Raw genomic sequence first — 15,619 nt, forward strand, 5'->3', positions numbered from 1 at the left:
TCAGGAAGGGGACTTGGATTCGTTCCCCACCTGGAAGCAAAGCTGGCTCCGGCGTATGAACATGCGGCCGAAGACAATCACCAGGGCAAACAGGAAGAGGAAATAGACCGGGAAGGCCTTAAGGGAATCGATAAATACGGATTCCTGAAGGGCCTCCGGCGACAGGCCGGCTTCCTCCCGGGCCTTGAGGGCCGCGATCAATCCCGTATAGAACAGACTCGCCAGTCCAAGGCCAAGATTCAGGGCCAGCCCGCGAAAACTCAATACGGTGGCCCGCTTGGAAGAGTCCACCTCGCGGTTGATATAGTAACTGGATTGGTAGTTGACCATGCCCATCATGGCAAAGGCTCCAATGGCGAAGAACACTCCAAACCAAGGAATGGTGAAGAGAATCCCGGTCAGGCCGACGAGAAGAATTGCTGAAAGAACGAGGTAATTGAAAAACGGGGAATGATGAGTGACAAGATACCGCGAAATACGGGCGTTCACAATGCCCAGCAGGGACATGCCCGCACCAATGAATCCAAACCATGCCGGTGGTATATCAATGATGCGGTAATACTCGCTCGCTAAAACGACGAATTGCCGGGCCACGCTATCGATAGCCAGGGCGGCAAGGATCACGAACAGGACAAAGCGATGGTTCAGGGTCCATCCAGCCGCGGCAAGGATCTGCTTGAATGGCTTGATGATGACCCGCCACCCGAGGCGTTCCGCCTTGGGCGCCTGTTCCCCGGTGGGTTCAATCTCCCGCATGCCAAGTGTCGTGAAAATCACAATACAAGAAGTGGCCAGGCAGAGAATGATCGGGAAGCGGATGATGGTCTCCTTCTGGAGTTCCCAGTCCTTGTTCAGAAACCCCAAGAAAGTGTTCATCACCTGCTCGTCGTAGGAGAGGGCGCCGGTAATCATCGTGACAAAGAAGCCAATCGATACGACGCGCGTTGTTTTCTCCAAAAGATGGGGCCAATCCTTTTCGCGCCCCAATGCCTTGAGGGAATCATAGGCCAATGCTTCATCCGCACCGCTTGCCGCAGCCTCTGCCAGTCCGGAGAAGATCCGGTTGATCAGGAAGACAACAAAAAGCAGGGTGGAGGTCCCAATCGGGACAACGGTCAACAGGCCCATCTCGATAAACATGAGAAAGGCCGCAAACACCAGAAGGCGTTTCCTGCCGATCAGGTCGGCCAGTGCGCCGGATGGCACCTCCGCGAGGACAATGGTCAAGGCCCAGATCAGGTTCAGGATGGCGAACTGTTCCAGACTCAATCCGTAGTCAAGATACAGGATGGTGAAGACCGGATAGTAAAAGCGGGCGTTGAAAAAGAGCCTGAACCAGATAAACCGCCGCAGGTTGCCTTCCAGAATTTCAGGGGCGGGACCGTCGGACCTGGTCATTTAGACGAATTTTCCTCGGGCTGGGTCTGCTCATCCTCAAACAGGTTCTCCTGAAAGGACCCTTTCATGACTGGCGGATCGTCACGGTGCAGGTGCTGTGGCGGACGTCCGACACGATGGGTCAGGGCCCGCTCGGATTCCTCGACGATGCGATTGCAGATTTGCCGGACATGGGTGGTCAGCCACATGTAGGTGTCGCTTTTCTCCCGATAGTCAGCCCGGCCAAAATGATCGACCCGTTCACTTGCGCGAAGGGCATCGTTCTGGGCAAATTCCTTCTCGTTCTTGGGTTCATAGACGGCGTAGGCCTTCCCGCCATGCTTGCGGACCACGGAAAAGACCGGAACGTCACTGGGCCCATCGGCAACATAGATCATATTGCGGACCGGGACGCGCCGGTCCTCGGGCGCGATTCGCGAATTCACATCAATCGAGGTGATTTTGTTGGTCCCCTTGTTGATTTCAAAAACATAACGCGTCTTGATCGTGTTATCGACGAGGTGGCCGATCTGCGAAACTTCGCGCGGGCCTGAAATTTCAAACTCCGGTTGCGAGGCAAAATTCGGTGGGAGCGGGTTTTCGATTAGTTCGCACCCATAAACCTGTTCGACATATGGAGCAATCGCACTGCCCCTGATCATTTCTGCAAGACCGGTCGAGATAATGTAGTGTTCCAGCCGGATTTCATAGCGCGCATACATCGGGTCCTTGGTCACGATATCCTTCAAGGTCTGGAAGAATTCCGGGAGGCCCTGGTAGAAGTTGAGTTTTGCGCCGAGTTTGCGCAGGAGCGCATTGTTGAGCCCGGCCAACTTGCCATGACGGATGTACGTGAGAATATGGTTCAGGTACATGATCTCAGTCGACACGATCTGCCCCTGTTCCTTGTACTTCTGTGGAAGGTCGTTCACTTCCTTCCAGAAACGTTTCTCATCAATCCCATAGTGCTCGAAAATGGGCCATTGCATGTATCCCGGGATGAGGGTCTTGTCGAAGTCCCAGATACAAGCGACAATGTTTTGTCGGTTAAGTGTGCTGTCTTCTGGCATAAGGTTAATCAAACCCGAATCCGCCTTCGGGTCAATCCTGCTTAAAGACATCCAGCGGGGGAAATTTGTCCTTAAAGAAGGAATATTGAGCCCAGAGTTAGAAAGATGAAAAAACCACCGGTATCGGTTACGAAGGTGAGAAGAATCGAGGATACCTGGGCGGGATCCTGCTTGAGTTTAAGGAGCACCAGTGGAATCAAAGTTCCCGTTATACAGCCCATGGCAAGATTGATGATCATCGCGCTCAGGACGATAATCGACAGCTTCAAGGGTCCGCCAAAAAAGGCCACCATGACGGCTGCCAACAGGCCGATTAGAAGCCCGTTAATGAGACCAATAACCGCCTGACGAAAAAGGATTCCCTTGGCATCGCCTTCCTTGACCAGACCGAGGGCAATGGAGCGGATGGTGATGGCAAGGGACTGCTGCCCGCTGTTGCCTCCCACACCGGCAATGATGGGCATGATGGCAGCCAGAATGGGGAGTGCCCCAATGTCTGCCTCGAAAATTTTCACAACCATTGCCGCAATGAAGGCTGTCCCCAGGTTGACGGCAAGCCAGGGCTGGCGTTGGCGAATACTGAAGAGGATGTCATCGTGGATATCCTCGTCCCCGCCCGCACCGGCGAGTTTCTGGATATCCTCAGTCGCTTCGTCCCGGATAACGTCCAAAACGTCATCGTGGGTGATCACGCCAAGGAGGGTGTTTTGTGCATCAACGACAGCGATATCCGGAAGATTATGTTCCGCCATGAGCAGCGAGACTTCCTCCTTGTCCATTTCCGGAGTACAGACCCCTTGGATATCACTTCGCATGATGGTGCTGATGAGTTGCTGCGGTCCGGACTGGATAAGTTTCCGCAAGGAAACAATGCCCCTCAATTGTCGTTGCTCGTTCACTACATACACGTAGTGCAGATCCTCATGCTTGTTGGCGAATTCGCGGATGCGCGAGGTGGCTTCTTCCACCGTCATCCTGTCAAGCGCGGTATCGACTTCCGTCGTCATGAGACCGCCGGCGCTGTCAGGGTCGTAGGACAGGAGTTCTTCAACGCTTTCCCGGGAGTCCTGCTCCATGTGGGCCAGCAGCTGTTCCCGGTTCTCAGGCTCGAGCTCGGCCACAACATCGGCGGCATCATCCGGTTCGAAATCATCGAGGATTCGGGCCGCCCGGTGGGGTCGCATTTCCTCGAGGACGTCCGCCGCGTCCTCCTCATCCATTTCGGCAAGGATGTCCGCGGCCCGCTCGGTGGAGAGCTGCCGCAGGAGTTCCCTTCGTTCGTCAATCTCAAGCCGCTCAAGGAATTGGGCCACGGCAAGAGACGAGGTGGCTGCCAACCGGACAGGGTTCAGGTTGGACAGCTCATCCCGAGGCCATTCCATCAACTCTTCGTGCGAATAGGAGAGGTCCTGACGTTCAGTGGGCGTATCCATGCTCATTAGAATGGGAAAAGTGATCGAAGAGGCAAAGGAGAATCTAACGAATAATTCCTGCTGCGGCCGTTTTAGCCATCCACGTAATTTTTGCGGGCGTGTACGCGGAAGATCTCCTTTTCCGGGAGGGAAATCCCGGTGAGGGTATAGCCATACAGGCAACCTGTATCCAGTCCGGTCGCAAAGGGATGGAAGAGGGGATGCGGCCTTGGCGTATGTCCGTAATAAACATGTTCAGGGCCGGACCAGCTCTCCGCCCACGGGCGACCGCTCGGGGCATCGGATCTTTTTGCAGGGAGCCCCTTTTTGTCGAGAACCTGGATGCGGGTCACAATTTCCGGATCCTGCTTTTTCCAGGCAACCCCTTGGGCAAATCCGCCGTGTACGACCAAGGTCTTCAGGGAGGGAATCTCCAGCACATGGGGCCAAGTCTCAATCCACTTCCAATCAGTCTCAGAAAGCTTCTTGAAGGACGGTTTGTCCTTGGATTTGAGAAGGGAGGATTTGTCCTTCTGCCAGGCTTTCAGAAGGCGCATCTCGTGATTGCCCAGAATGGGTTCAATGGCGTGCTTCCTCACCAGCTTAAGGACGCCAACACTGTCCGGGCCGCGGTTTATCAGATCACCGGCGGCGATGATGCGGTCTTCCTTCCGCGCAGAGAAGGCGTCGAGGAGCGTCTCCAACTCATCGGCGCAGCCGTGAATATCGCCGATAATAAGGGTCCTGCCCGAACAGGGCGGAAGGCACTTGACGGTGAGTTTTGCCATGGCAGTGCGATTACCTTCAAGGCAGGTGGCGGGCCCTGTCGATCCTCATTTGATTTGAATTTTTCCCCTGCTCCTCCATACAAGCGGATCATGGAGGTTCCAATCAAGTCAGTCGGCGAGCAATCCTTTGTTTCGGGGAAGGCCTTTGTCCCGGGAGACCGGGTCTGGAGCTGTCTCTACCGGACGGATGAGGGCGTGCTCGAGCGCGTGGATGTGCTGGAGGAGGAAAGGGAACAATTGAATCTTGATGCGGGTGTGCTCTGTAAATGGAGCCAGATGATCAAGGAACGGGAGATTTCCGAGGCGGAAGTGCGTAAAGCTGATCTGCAATCAACGGACGAGATTTTCCTCAGTCTCTATGATGAACTGGAAGAGGATGGTGATGATTCCGCAGAGATTCGGGAAACGCGCGACCGGCTCAAGTTTTTCCTTGCCCTGCAACTGGAGCGAAAGCGGGTCCTCAAGCCGCTCGGTCGTGGAAAGTTTCGTCACATGCCGACCAAGCGAGAGTTTGAGGTTCCTCAACTGGAACTGACCCCTGAGCTTGTGGCGGCACATTTGAAGCCGGAGATGCCGGAAGATTCCGGTCAGGATGCTGCCGGGGAGGACGACACGGAGGTGACTCCCCCGGAAGAGGACAATGCCGCGACGGAGGGACTGGCTGAGCCTGGTCCGGAAGCTATCAAAAAAGACTGACCTGCACCTCAAACGAGGCACATTCCCCCGGGCCAACCCAGTGGAGTCCCTTTCCGTGCTCAGCTGCATTTGGTGCACCCATCCACGGCTCAATACAGTAATAGGGCGCACTTTCGGATTCTGACCATGTCACGACAGCAACCCCCTTCTGTGGCACGGGCTCGGACCCGATGATAAGGTGAACATCCTCTTCGCCACCTTTGGGTCCAAACGAGACCCGGTTGTGTCGCAATTCCCAATGAATCCGGTCAAGCAGATCTGTATCGGATAAATCATGACAGGATTCGCGATCCTTCTGCATGACAAGTTTGCCGTCTGGCCCATGGTAGGCGCATTTCCGGGCCTCCATGTTCAGCCGGTAATCTTTTCGTCTGGCAGCATTGTGCCAGGGTAATGTGAAATAAAAGTGATGTCCGGCAGACCAGGGAATGGGTTCCTCCCCATGATTTTCGAGCTTGAGGGAAATGGTGAAGGCGAGTTCTTCAAACGTGTAGCGGGTTGAGAAAGTGTAGTTGTATGGATAAGCCGCCTTTGCCTTCTCATCCGGCACCAGCTTGGCTGAGATGTGGTGGGAATCCTTCGACACCACTTCAAATTCTCCATCACGGGCAAATCCATGCCTTGGCATAGGCAGCTGTTCTCCCCCTGGAGCACGCCAGTGGTCTTCCAGACCGCGATCAAAGGACCTTCCGGCAAACGGGAAGAGGAGGGGATTACCGCCACGGATTCCATGGAACGGTTCATTTCCTGCAGAATCCGGCCAGTGAAGGATTTCGCGCTTTCCAACCGCTGTCGAGAGGGTCCATCGCATCAAGCGAAAGCCGCTCTCCGGGGCAATTTGGAACGTTGAGGAACCTAGTTCGAAGGTTTCCGTCTTCAAGGCGGCAGGATTTTCTTCGGCGGCCATGGTCTGACTATGTAAAATTCAGAGCCGTGGGGAAGGCCGAATCGAAGTAGGAGGGTAAAAAGAAGGCAGGCGACCTACCCCTAAGTCGCCTGCCATTATTTTCTATTTCACTACTCCTTATATGTTACCCCAAAACTCCCTTACGGGAAATCTTGTATGGTTGTACTAATCTTCATCTTCTTGGGTTTTTCAAGTAGAAAATGGGATTTTTCTGCAAAAATCAGTCATTTCACACATCTGTAACAAAAGCAGGGCAGAAGAACCGCTAATTTTGGGCTTAAGAATCACTTTTGCGGGTTGCCTCAAAGGAATCGTCCCGCATTTCAACGACAAAGTCCTCTCCAGGAAGTAGCTTTACGGCCTCACTGAGCACAGATTGGTCGGTTTTCCGGACGATCGCATAGCCCCGGTTGAGGGTAGCCTGATGGCTGTTGTTGACTAGGCGCAAACGGAGCTGACGAAGATTTTCGCGATAATGGCCAATTTGTTTTTCGGGCTTGAGGGAGTGAAATCGAGTGCAGATGTGCTCGAGCTGCCGGGCATTGTCCCGGAACGCGTTGACAAGGGTCTGGCCAAGGCGCGCCTGCAGGTCATCAAGGCGCAAGGCCGCTTGTTCGAGGCGATTCCGCGGGTGTTGATTCTGCAGGTGGGCCCGCGCAAGATTGAGTGAATGGGTCTTTCGCTCAACGGCATAGTCCACTGTGGAATAAAGCCGGTCCTTAAGCGTATCGCACTGGTCAAGGGTCTGCTGCCATGCACTTGTGATCAGTTCAGCGGCGGCGGAAGGAGTTTCAGCCCGGTGATCAGCGGCAAAGTCGCTCAGGGTGAAATCGATTTCGTGACCGACTGCCGAGATAATGGGAATTTCTGATACGGCCACAGCACGGGCAACGGCTTCCTCGTTGAATGGCCAGAGGTCTTCGAGGCTGCCTCCGCCACGGCCGATGACGAGCAGATCGCAAAGCTTCAGTTGATTGGCCTGTTCAATTCCCCGGACAATTTCCGGGGCAGCCTCGGCACCCTGCACGCGGGCCGGGATGACAATGAGCCGGCCCCGCCAATCCCTGCGTTGCAGGATTGAGACAAAATCCCGCAGGGCGGCCCCGGTCTCGGAAGTGACAAACCCAACCGTTCGGGGCAGTCTGGGAAGGGCCCGTTTGCGATCCTTGTCAAAGAGGCCCTCGTCCCCGAGCTTTTGCTTGAGCTCCAGAAATGCCTGCTGAAGACGCCCGACTCCATCCTCTTCAATGGTCCTGAAGATGATCTGGTAGTTGCCGCGTGGCTCGTAGACATTGACGCGTCCACCGCCGACAATCTGGAGGCCGTCCCGCAGCTTGACCTTCAGTCGGGCGGCATCATTCCGGAAACAGACGCAGGAAATGGAAGCTCCGCTGTCCTTGAGAGAGAAGTAGATATGCCCGGAGGCCTGCTGGCGCAGATTACTGATTTCTCCACGGATTCGGACAGCCGGGAAAGCCGACTCGAGGAGAGTCCTGATTTCACGGGTCAGGGAGGTGACCGTGTAACAAGGATCAGATTTCTGGCTGGACAGATTCACGACTGAGGCGTTTGCGGAAATTTTGTAGTAACAGGTTCACGACAAAAATCAAAAAGATGGCGAGCAAGACATAGCCAAATCCACCCTTCAGAACGGATTCCCCGAGCAGCATCATGGCCAGCCCGATGCCGCCTTGGATGGGAAGAGAAAACCAGAGGTAGTATCTCCAGCGGGAATGCCCGAGGGCGAGAAGGTAATTCTGCAGGGCCCATGGAGCAGGTGAAATCCTTGTTGCCAGAACAATTTTCCATTCGTTTTCCTTCCGGATACGGGGAATTTTCATATTCCGGTGGCGAATAAGCCGTTCGATGATGGGGCGGAAGACTCCATGCGTCAGCAAATTGGTGAAAGCCATGTTCAGGGCGATGGCAACCCAGGTAAGCATCACTCCGTAAAAAGCATTTCCGTGTCCGAGAACTGGCAGGGCCGTCAAGTAAAAGAGGGTCAACGGGACGCCAAAGGCCGGAAGAATGACCAAGGCCAGAAAATACAAGGGCGCCGGGATCGTGTTGAGCAGGCTGTAAACGCCTTCCCGGATTTCCGCTAGCGGGGGCAATGGAAATATCGCCTCCCGGAAGATGTACACTGCCAAGGCGCACACCGCTGAGCCGAGCAGGGCGGCGGCAAGGGCGAGCCAAAGCAGGTTTCGATGTTCCGATAGGCGCATTTTCAGCAAACTTGGAGTATTCAGCTGATGAGCGCAAGCATCGGAAAAGGGAGGATTTCGAGGGAAAGAATTGCCTTCTGCCATCAATCCAAACTAAACCTGAGACATGACAGAGCCACTCCTTGCGCCCGAACCGCCGCCGGATGACGATCCCCGCGAGATCAGCGCGGTCGTGCCGGTCTTCAATGAGGAGGATTCACTTGAGGAATTGACGCAGCGGTTGGTAGTGGTGCTCAGCGAACAGGTCGGGGAGGATTTTGAGATTCTCTTTGTCGATGATGGCAGTACGGATGGCTCGTGGAAGCGCATCCGTGAACTTCACCAAAAGCATCCCAATCACGTGCGCGGCCTGAGGCACCGGAGAAACTTTGGCAAGGCAGCAGCGCTTGCCCAGGGCTTTCGCGCGGCGGATGCAAAGGTCATTATCACGATGGATGCCGATCTGCAGGACCAGCCTGAGGAGATCCCCAAGTTTATCAAGGCCCTTGAGGAGGGGCATGACCTTGTTTCCGGATGGAAGCAGCGTCGTCACGATCCGCTCGACAAGACCCTGCCCTCGAAAGTTTTTAATTTCGTCGCCCGGTCAATTTCCGGAGTGAAGCTCCACGACATGAACTGCGGGTTCAAGGCCTACCGGGCCGATGTGGCGAAGGGCGTCAAACTCTACGGTGAGATGCACCGCTTTATCCCGATCCTGGCCCATGCCGATGGATACCGGATCGGGGAAATTGTCGTCGAGCATCATGCCCGTCAGCACGGCCATTCCAAATACGGTGCCACCCGGATGTTCAAGGGCGCGTTGGATTTATTGACCGCTGTCGTCCTCACGCGCTACCTGCGTCGCCCGGCACATTTCTTTGGGGGGCTTGGATTGCTGGTTGGAGCGGTCGGGATCGGGGTTCTCTCCTATCTGAGTATCGGCTGGTTCCTTGGATACAAAGGGATCGGGACGCGACCTCTGTTTTTCTTCGGCATCCTCGGGACCTTGTTATCCGCACAATTGATATCCCTTGGACTGGTGGCCGAGTTGGTCCTGGTGAGGACCCTGCGACTCGAACCGGCTGCAGGTGTCGCCGAGCGGGTAGGGGAGTAGAATCAGGAATGGCTAACGGCGAGCGTGCCGGTTGGTGATCAGGAGAGCAACCCGTTGTAGATTTCCAGTGTTTTCTCAGCACACTTCTGCCATGAAAAGAGCGGAATTCTCTCATAACCACTTTGCACCAGCTTCAGCCTGAATGAGTCGTCGAGGAGAACCTGTTCGATAGCCTGCCGCATCTCATCGATATCATACGGATCGAACATTGAAGCAGCATCACCAGTGACTTCTGGAATCGAGCTGACTCGGCTGGCGGCTACCGGGCATCCGCGCATCATGGCCTCGAGCGGAGGGATTCCGAACCCTTCGTAGAGGGATGGATAAACAAAAACGGAGGCGCGACGATATAGGCTGTCCAGGGTTGAATCATTTCCTTCCACCCGTTGGACCTGATCCTTTGCAAGTCCGAGTTTCGTGAAGAATTCCTTTTCTGAACTTGAAAATGGTTTACCGCCCAGAGTCACAATTTTGTAGGAGGAATTCATTACACTTGAAGAGGCATATGCTTGGACAAGGCGATTGAAGTTCTTGTATCGAGCTCGCAAGCCCACGTATAGAATCATGTTTTCACGGGATTCCGGGCATTCCTCTTTATCTGTCAGGTTGTCCACGCCGTGGTGAACAGTCGAAACATCCGATTCATTGACATTGTAGTAAGCCAACAAGTCTTTCCGGGTATTTTCCGAGACGCAAATGATGTGGTCTGCCCTTTCAATGGCCCTCCGTTTCAAGGCAATGTTTTCCTTTGCCTTGTAGGAGCAATGCGGAAGTTTCTCATTGATCAGGTCATGGACTGTTATGACAAGAGGCTTTTTGATGTGGCGCAGGTCTCGAGGCGAATAAAGGGTCTCATGCACTATGTCCGGGTTCCAATTCCTTATCTGGCGGCTGTTGATAAATTGATTGAGCGGGAAGACCAGAGGTTTCGGGAAAGCAGGTAGCCAGGCTAAATTCAGTCCCGGGGCATGATCCGGGTGCCCCTTCTGGACGTAGGCGTTCTGGTGTACAGCGGGGAATATTCTTGGATCGTTCCCGGATTTTCTCATCTCCTCTGCCAGCTTTACAAGATACCGTGAGATACCCCCGTAACGTTGGTCCATAAAGGCTTGGTGAGTGTAGGCTATTTTCATCCGGGAGGAGATCTGCTTTCATGGAAGCTATTTAACTCAAGCGATCATGGTCTGCTTGAGTATAACTTCCGTTGAGGGCTCGAACCAAGTAGGGCGTAAAGCGTACAAGCGGGCTGTAAGCCAATTGCATCATGATCCTTGGAATTTTCTTTTCACCGATGTAGTGGAATTGCCTGCCGTTTGAGGAAAGGTGCAGTCCATGTTTCCTCGCCATTATCCCAAGGGATTTGAGTGTATAAAAGGCCACATGCTGACCGTGGTCGAATCCATAGTAGTCCCAGTCTTCAGGGGCGGGAGGGTTCATTGAGATCAGAGTCGTTGTCAGAAAAATATTCCGGCTGATGCCCAGTTGCTTTTGTAGCTCTTGCATGGGATCAGCAAGATGTTCAAAACACTCGCAGCAGGTTAATGCTGAATATGGGATATGCTCCTCAGTCATTTCAAATCCCCTGGCAAAAAGATTCTCCGTGAAGGGATCATTCCAGTAAAAATCAAAACCGCAGTCACGCATGAAACGGGTGAGCACACCGTATCCTCCAGCATAATCAAGAAAACGGTCTTGTTTGTTAAAGTAGATCTTGAAAAGGAGAGAGAAAACATCCCGCATCTTTTCGTTGCGGAACAAAAGGCCGGTATCGCAAAGGTTTATCGGGCGGGCATATGCTTCATCCAACCAGTGTGGCTCTTCGGTGGAAACAAACCCACATTCCTCACACCGGTCGTAGCGCACCGTGTGGCGGTTCAACACCAAATGCTTGAACAAGACTGAGGTTGGTCCGTTGCAGATTTTACAGGTCATCTCTCATGTGGAAGTTTATTGGTTTCATTACTCATCGGATCTAAGTCCCGTTTACTTTTGGAAACAGATTGCCATACAAGCACTTCAAACGCTGCAGGAATATCCGGGGCCACGATGGCACAAATTCCCTCGAAAAAGCATTATCAAAGGCGCGATTGCTGACCTGCTTTGATGGATGGTTTAAGGGGAATTGCATTGGCTGAGGTTCTGGATATTGAGCTGAACCATGAGTGTGGGTTGAATCCACGCCAATACCGATGTTTTTAATTAAGTTATTCCTGGGAACAATACTGAGGGAACCATTTTGGAGTTTTGCGAAGTCCCATTGATAATCCCAAGTGTTGATCTGGCCATTCAGAATCCGTGCATTCACGATATTCCGCCAAATGACTTCCCGCGCAGGGACTCCGGTTTTTCGCAATCGTCTTGAAAAGTCTGAATGTTTCCAGGCTTTCATATCGAAGTCATAATGGCTCCACGCTCTTGCCCAGCTTGCCCATCCCCAGATGGGTGAGTGTCGGCTGAAGCTGTAACTGTATGGGTCGTTCTCCTGACTGGAAGGCATCAATTGAAAGCCACAAATCTGCATTATGGAATGGTCGTCCCTGTATCTTTCCAGCAATTCATCACAAAACAGGAAGAAGGATTTATCCGGCAAACAATCATCCTCCAGGATAATGGCTTCAGGAACTTCTTCGAAGACCCAATCCAGTCCACTTGAAATACGCTTTCCACACCCGAGATTGGTTTTCGAAAAATTGGTCTTCAACTCACACTCCCAGTCTATTCCTTGAGTGATGAGGTTCCTCACCTCGGAACACTTGCCGGTGTCACCCGGCTTTCCGGGGTTTGGTCCGTCGGCAACCACTAACAGTATTGGTGGGCGCGCCTGCCGGATTTTCTCAAACACGCGCCGGGTTAATTCCGGACGATTATAGACCAGGAAAGCCACAGGGGTCTTTGACGGGCGATCGGGCAGATTGGAATTACCTGAATTCATTGGTCTTGGCTCCGGGTGAGGTCGCTTATAAAGCTGAACGGAAAGACAGCTGCCTTGACAAGCGCTAATCCGATTGGCCGGACAGGCGAATAGGCAAAACAAGCGCCAACAGAGGCAAAGGCCTGGGCAAGCAATGTTGCTACCGCGGCACCAACTCCACCGAGTGAAGGAATCAGGAGAAGGTTGAGAACAATGTTGAGAACAGCTCCTGAAACAGTTGAAATCATGACAAATCGATACTGCTCCTCGACGAGAAGGGCCTGGCCCCTCGCAACACCCAGAAAAACAAACAGGAGGCTCCAGATATGAACGGACAGGATCAATGATGCTTGGCCATAGCTTTGGCCAAAGAGGAGAGGAACAAGCCAGAAAGCTCCAATGGCCAATGGCACTGTTATCAGGTAAGCAACAAAAGCATTGAGCTCAAAGTATTGCCGCAAGCGTGATCGGTACTGGGCTTCGGAGTCAGCACGGGCTTTGACTATCGCGGGAAACAAGGATGTCGCCAGCATCATGGGAATAAAGTACCAGACCGTGCTGATGCGGATCGCGGCTGAGTAGTGACCGACTGCTTCCTCGTCCAGCAGAAGGCCCAGCATGACCTGATCGATTTGCATGTATACGGTCACTGCAATTCCGGAGAGTAGCAGTGGCCAACTGTCTGATAAAAGTTGCCGGGATAGCTTCCAGTCAACTTTCCAGTCGGTAAAGGTGCCAGCTTTCAGCCTGTAGAATCCAAGCAGGAGGATGATCGTCACCAGAGTTTCAAGGAATATGGCTGCGGCGAACAACGGTAGCCCGGCACCCGTCAGGATTAAATAGATTTTGACAATGGCGGACAAGGTCACCCCTGCAGATCCAGCAATGACAGTTAACTGCGATCGCACCTGCGTCTGAAACCAGATTTCCGTACATCGAAGCGGAGAGAAAAGGAAGACTGCCCCAAGCCACAGATAGAGAGGGAGGTTTGTTAGATCTCCGGTTCCGGTAATAATCACCATCGCCATCAGCAAGTAGACAAAAAGAGAAGCAGCCAGCGTGAGAACAATATAAGTTCCCAATGTCACATCCCGTCTGTCCGGTCTTTCCGCGAGCTCCTTCTGGAGACGTTTATCCAGTCCCAGATTGGCGAGCACGCCCAACAACAATGTGATCGCGAGGACAAAGTTCAGGCGCCCGAACTCCTGCGGTCCCAGATAACGGGCCATGGCAATTGTCACGGCCATGTTCACGGCCATGCGGAAAGTATGGCCCCCCATTAACCAGCTCGTATTCTGGAAGTAGCGTCTAATCCCGCTTTTTGTGAACGCCTTTACTTCCATAGCTTGGTCCTTTTCCCATGTAGAAGACGCCGCAACAAAATCGTGCAATGGTTTATTAGGGTCGGCACGGTACCAAAGTGCCTTGCGAGGATGAGAAAGCGTTCATACTGGGATTGCTCCCAGTTCTGGAGAGTGGCTCCGTCACGGTCGATTCTGGCAAGGGTGCCGAGATTCACGGAATTGCGGGGCTCGGCAAGAATCCTGAGCATCCAATCCAGATCTGCGGAAAACCGATATCGCGGATGTGCAAATGTTGGGACCAAGCGCCTTTTAACCACGAAGGCCTGATGTGAAACCACCATTCCGTGAGTGAATTGGGATCTTTCGAGAAATTCCGGTAATGCGTGGGGCGTTACGTATGATCGCGGCCCCAGGTTATTTCCTTTGCCATCGTAAACAAGACTCTCACCAAAGCAGATATCTAAATTGGAATCCGCCTGTGCCACCTTTTGCACGGAGGATTGATCATGAAAGCAGTCTCCCGCGTTCATGAACCAGACCCATTCCCCGCTGGCTTTTGCCAACCCCTTGTTCATGGCATCGTAAATCCCCTCATCGGGCTCGCTGATCGTGTGAATCCATGGTTGATCCAGAGTCTCGAGAAATTCACCTGTCCCGTCGGTTGAGGCTCCATCGACGATGATCCACTCAAAATCATCCGCCGATTGGAGAAACACGGAATCCGCAGTCTTCCGCAAATCCTTCAAGGCATTCCGGCAGACTGTGATCACACTGACAGAGGGGCTCATTCCTTGTGTGCCCCCTCCAGAACATTCACGACAAATTTTGTCACATCACAATGATCCTCGATGAGCTTCTGGCGGTTAGCCCGCATCTTCACCATGGATGAGTCATCAAGTGAACTTAGCCAGTTAATGGCCGCCGGCATACCCATGCCGGCCTCCCTGAAGTTTTGCACAAGGCCGTATCTGTCCTCTAGCATCTGGAGGTAACCGCGAGGTTCAGTTGAATTGATATAGACTGTGGGAATACCGAGGCAGGCCGCTTCGCTTGCGGTGGACGCGCCCTCGGTCAGGACAAAGCGGGCGAACCCGAGAACATGATGAAAGTCTTCCGGGGGCACAGGCATCGCGTACTGCCGTAATTCCTCCGGCAACTGGTTTTCCTCGGCGGAAATGACAATTTGCCAGGTATCCTTGAAGCGATTGATAAATTCAAAAACAGCTTTGCCGATGCCCTGGTGATTGATGTCGTGAAAGGTATTCCACGCGGACAGGCGGATCACGACATATTTACCGGGAACCAGATTCCCATGGTTTTCCAGGACTTTCTGATCCGGGACAAACCGCCTTCCATCGAGAAAGGCCAGTTCATGGATACCATTGTAGTGAACTTGCTTGGACCCCAGGTCCTTCCAAAAGCAGTACGGCGTATACACGGCATCTGCAAACGGGTGGGCAATGCGGTGGTTGAAATGCTGGAATTCCGAATCGGTGAAGATGATATTCGGGCATCCCATCATTCCGGCACTCTGGCAATAGCTTCCAAACAGGCTGCTTACAATATCCGGCCTGAAACGGTGCACTGCTTGAGCAACAGCCCATTGCCGGGAGAGCATTTCCTTCAGGGGAAAGCGGTTGCGGTTGCTTGAACGCTTTGGAATCTTGTGCGGGATCCAATCATAGGCCTCCACCAGCCTGCGCATCACATCGCGATCCCGGCCGAGCATCAGGACCTTGTGACCGCGATCCTGCAGCTCCTGGACGGGATATTTCCAGAAGTGGATGTCTCCGGGATGATGGGCCTCTATCAGGATACGCATATTTCTTGATTGGT

The 15,619-nt window shown here is 53.3% G+C and carries 15 protein-coding genes; 2 read left to right on the plus strand and 13 right to left on the minus strand.

The window, feature by feature from the left end; genetic code table 11:
* The 4 genes from G0Q06_RS08250 to G0Q06_RS08265 form a co-directional block, all read right to left on the minus strand.
* A complete protein-coding gene (locus G0Q06_RS08250; protein WP_163964308.1) occupies window positions 1-1,398 on the minus strand; it encodes an MFS transporter in 1,398 nt (465 codons plus the stop codon).
* Complete coding sequence (locus G0Q06_RS08255) at window positions 1,395-2,447, minus strand: HAD family hydrolase (protein ID WP_238710436.1); 1,053 nt, start codon at window positions 2,445-2,447, stop codon at window positions 1,395-1,397. The genes G0Q06_RS08250 and G0Q06_RS08255 overlap by 4 nt, the downstream gene beginning before the upstream one ends.
* 71 nt (window positions 2,448-2,518) lie before the next feature.
* The gene (gene mgtE / locus G0Q06_RS08260) at window positions 2,519-3,880 is read right to left on the minus strand and encodes a magnesium transporter (RefSeq protein WP_163964310.1); all 1,362 of its coding nucleotides are present in this window, start codon (window positions 3,878-3,880) and stop codon (window positions 2,519-2,521) included.
* 71 nt (window positions 3,881-3,951) lie between these two features.
* Window positions 3,952-4,647, minus strand: a complete 696-nt coding sequence (locus G0Q06_RS08265; protein ID WP_163964312.1) for a metallophosphoesterase — start codon at window positions 4,645-4,647, stop codon at window positions 3,952-3,954.
* A gap of 90 nt (window positions 4,648-4,737) precedes the next feature.
* Here G0Q06_RS08265 and G0Q06_RS08270 point away from each other — a divergent pair, with 90 nt between their 5' ends.
* On the plus strand, window positions 4,738-5,343 hold the full coding sequence (locus G0Q06_RS08270; protein ID WP_163964314.1) for a hypothetical protein: 606 nt from the start codon (window positions 4,738-4,740) through the stop codon (window positions 5,341-5,343).
* Here the strand turns inward: G0Q06_RS08270 and G0Q06_RS08275 are convergent.
* The 3 genes from G0Q06_RS08275 to G0Q06_RS08285 all read right to left on the minus strand — a co-directional run bounded on the left by G0Q06_RS08275 (window position 5,330) and on the right by G0Q06_RS08285 (window position 8,475).
* A complete protein-coding gene (locus G0Q06_RS08275; protein ID WP_163964316.1) occupies window positions 5,330-6,250 on the minus strand; it encodes an aldose epimerase family protein in 921 nt (306 codons plus the stop codon). The genes G0Q06_RS08270 and G0Q06_RS08275 overlap by 14 nt on opposite strands.
* Before the next feature lie 277 nt (window positions 6,251-6,527).
* Window positions 6,528-7,808, minus strand: coding sequence for an exodeoxyribonuclease VII large subunit (gene xseA / locus G0Q06_RS08280; protein WP_163964318.1), 1,281 nt, complete (start codon window positions 7,806-7,808; stop codon window positions 6,528-6,530).
* Window positions 7,783-8,475, minus strand: a complete 693-nt coding sequence (locus tag G0Q06_RS08285) for a TVP38/TMEM64 family protein (RefSeq protein WP_163964320.1) — start codon at window positions 8,473-8,475, stop codon at window positions 7,783-7,785. Before G0Q06_RS08285 ends, xseA begins: the two co-directional genes overlap by 26 nt.
* Window positions 8,476-8,581: 106 nt before the next feature.
* On the opposite strand from G0Q06_RS08285, the gene G0Q06_RS08290 reads away from it, so the two are divergent.
* Window positions 8,582-9,568: a glycosyltransferase family 2 protein gene (locus tag G0Q06_RS08290; RefSeq protein WP_163964322.1), complete on the plus strand. Its 987-nt coding sequence runs from the start codon at window positions 8,582-8,584 to the stop codon at window positions 9,566-9,568.
* A 38-nt stretch (window positions 9,569-9,606) separates the two neighbouring features.
* Here the strand turns inward: G0Q06_RS08290 and G0Q06_RS08295 are convergent, their stop codons facing one another.
* The 6 genes from G0Q06_RS08295 to G0Q06_RS08320 are packed head-to-tail and all read right to left on the minus strand — an operon-like array spanning window position 9,607 to window position 15,605.
* The gene (locus G0Q06_RS08295) at window positions 9,607-10,701 is read right to left on the minus strand and encodes a glycosyltransferase family 4 protein (protein WP_163964324.1); all 1,095 of its coding nucleotides are present in this window, start codon (window positions 10,699-10,701) and stop codon (window positions 9,607-9,609) included.
* 31 nt (window positions 10,702-10,732) lie between these two features.
* Complete coding sequence (locus tag G0Q06_RS08300; protein ID WP_163964326.1) at window positions 10,733-11,500, minus strand: class I SAM-dependent methyltransferase; 768 nt, start codon at window positions 11,498-11,500, stop codon at window positions 10,733-10,735.
* Between the two features lie 40 nt (window positions 11,501-11,540).
* A complete protein-coding gene (locus tag G0Q06_RS08305) occupies window positions 11,541-12,500 on the minus strand; it encodes a glycosyltransferase family 2 protein (RefSeq protein WP_163964328.1) in 960 nt (319 codons plus the stop codon).
* Complete coding sequence (locus G0Q06_RS08310; RefSeq protein WP_163964330.1) at window positions 12,497-13,822, minus strand: flippase; 1,326 nt, start codon at window positions 13,820-13,822, stop codon at window positions 12,497-12,499. The genes G0Q06_RS08305 and G0Q06_RS08310 overlap by 4 nt, the downstream gene beginning before the upstream one ends.
* Window positions 13,813-14,571, minus strand: coding sequence for a glycosyltransferase family 2 protein (locus G0Q06_RS08315; RefSeq protein ID WP_163964332.1), 759 nt, complete (start codon window positions 14,569-14,571; stop codon window positions 13,813-13,815). The genes G0Q06_RS08310 and G0Q06_RS08315 overlap by 10 nt, the downstream gene beginning before the upstream one ends.
* A complete protein-coding gene (locus G0Q06_RS08320; protein WP_163964334.1) occupies window positions 14,568-15,605 on the minus strand; it encodes a DUF354 domain-containing protein in 1,038 nt (345 codons plus the stop codon). The genes G0Q06_RS08315 and G0Q06_RS08320 overlap by 4 nt, the downstream gene beginning before the upstream one ends.
* Window positions 15,606-15,619 lie beyond the last annotated feature (14 nt).

Source organism: Oceanipulchritudo coccoides (assembly GCF_010500615.1).
Taxonomy (GTDB): Bacteria; Verrucomicrobiota; Verrucomicrobiia; order Opitutales; family Oceanipulchritudinaceae; genus Oceanipulchritudo; species Oceanipulchritudo coccoides.

Coding starts and splice junctions, on each gene's coding strand:
- G0Q06_RS08290 (WP_163964322.1), top strand. CDS start 8,582: ATGACAGAGCCACTCCTTGCGCCCGAACCGCCGCCGGATGACGATCCC.
- G0Q06_RS08310 (WP_163964330.1), bottom strand. CDS start 13,822: ATGGAAGTAAAGGCGTTCACAAAAAGCGGGATTAGACGCTACTTCCAG.
- G0Q06_RS08315 (WP_163964332.1), bottom strand. CDS start 14,571: ATGAGCCCCTCTGTCAGTGTGATCACAGTCTGCCGGAATGCCTTGAAG.
- G0Q06_RS08250 (WP_163964308.1), bottom strand. CDS start 1,398: ATGACCAGGTCCGACGGTCCCGCCCCTGAAATTCTGGAAGGCAACCTG.
- G0Q06_RS08305 (WP_163964328.1), bottom strand. CDS start 12,500: ATGAATTCAGGTAATTCCAATCTGCCCGATCGCCCGTCAAAGACCCCT.
- G0Q06_RS08275 (WP_163964316.1), bottom strand. CDS start 6,250: ATGGCCGCCGAAGAAAATCCTGCCGCCTTGAAGACGGAAACCTTCGAA.
- G0Q06_RS08255 (WP_238710436.1), bottom strand. CDS start 2,447: ATGCCAGAAGACAGCACACTTAACCGACAAAACATTGTCGCTTGTATC.
- G0Q06_RS08295 (WP_163964324.1), bottom strand. CDS start 10,701: ATGAAAATAGCCTACACTCACCAAGCCTTTATGGACCAACGTTACGGG.
- G0Q06_RS08265 (WP_163964312.1), bottom strand. CDS start 4,647: ATGGCAAAACTCACCGTCAAGTGCCTTCCGCCCTGTTCGGGCAGGACC.
- G0Q06_RS08285 (WP_163964320.1), bottom strand. CDS start 8,475: ATGCGCCTATCGGAACATCGAAACCTGCTTTGGCTCGCCCTTGCCGCC.
- G0Q06_RS08320 (WP_163964334.1), bottom strand. CDS start 15,605: ATGCGTATCCTGATAGAGGCCCATCATCCCGGAGACATCCACTTCTGG.
- mgtE (WP_163964310.1), bottom strand. CDS start 3,880: ATGGATACGCCCACTGAACGTCAGGACCTCTCCTATTCGCACGAAGAG.
- G0Q06_RS08270 (WP_163964314.1), top strand. CDS start 4,738: ATGGAGGTTCCAATCAAGTCAGTCGGCGAGCAATCCTTTGTTTCGGGG.
- G0Q06_RS08300 (WP_163964326.1), bottom strand. CDS start 11,500: ATGACCTGTAAAATCTGCAACGGACCAACCTCAGTCTTGTTCAAGCAT.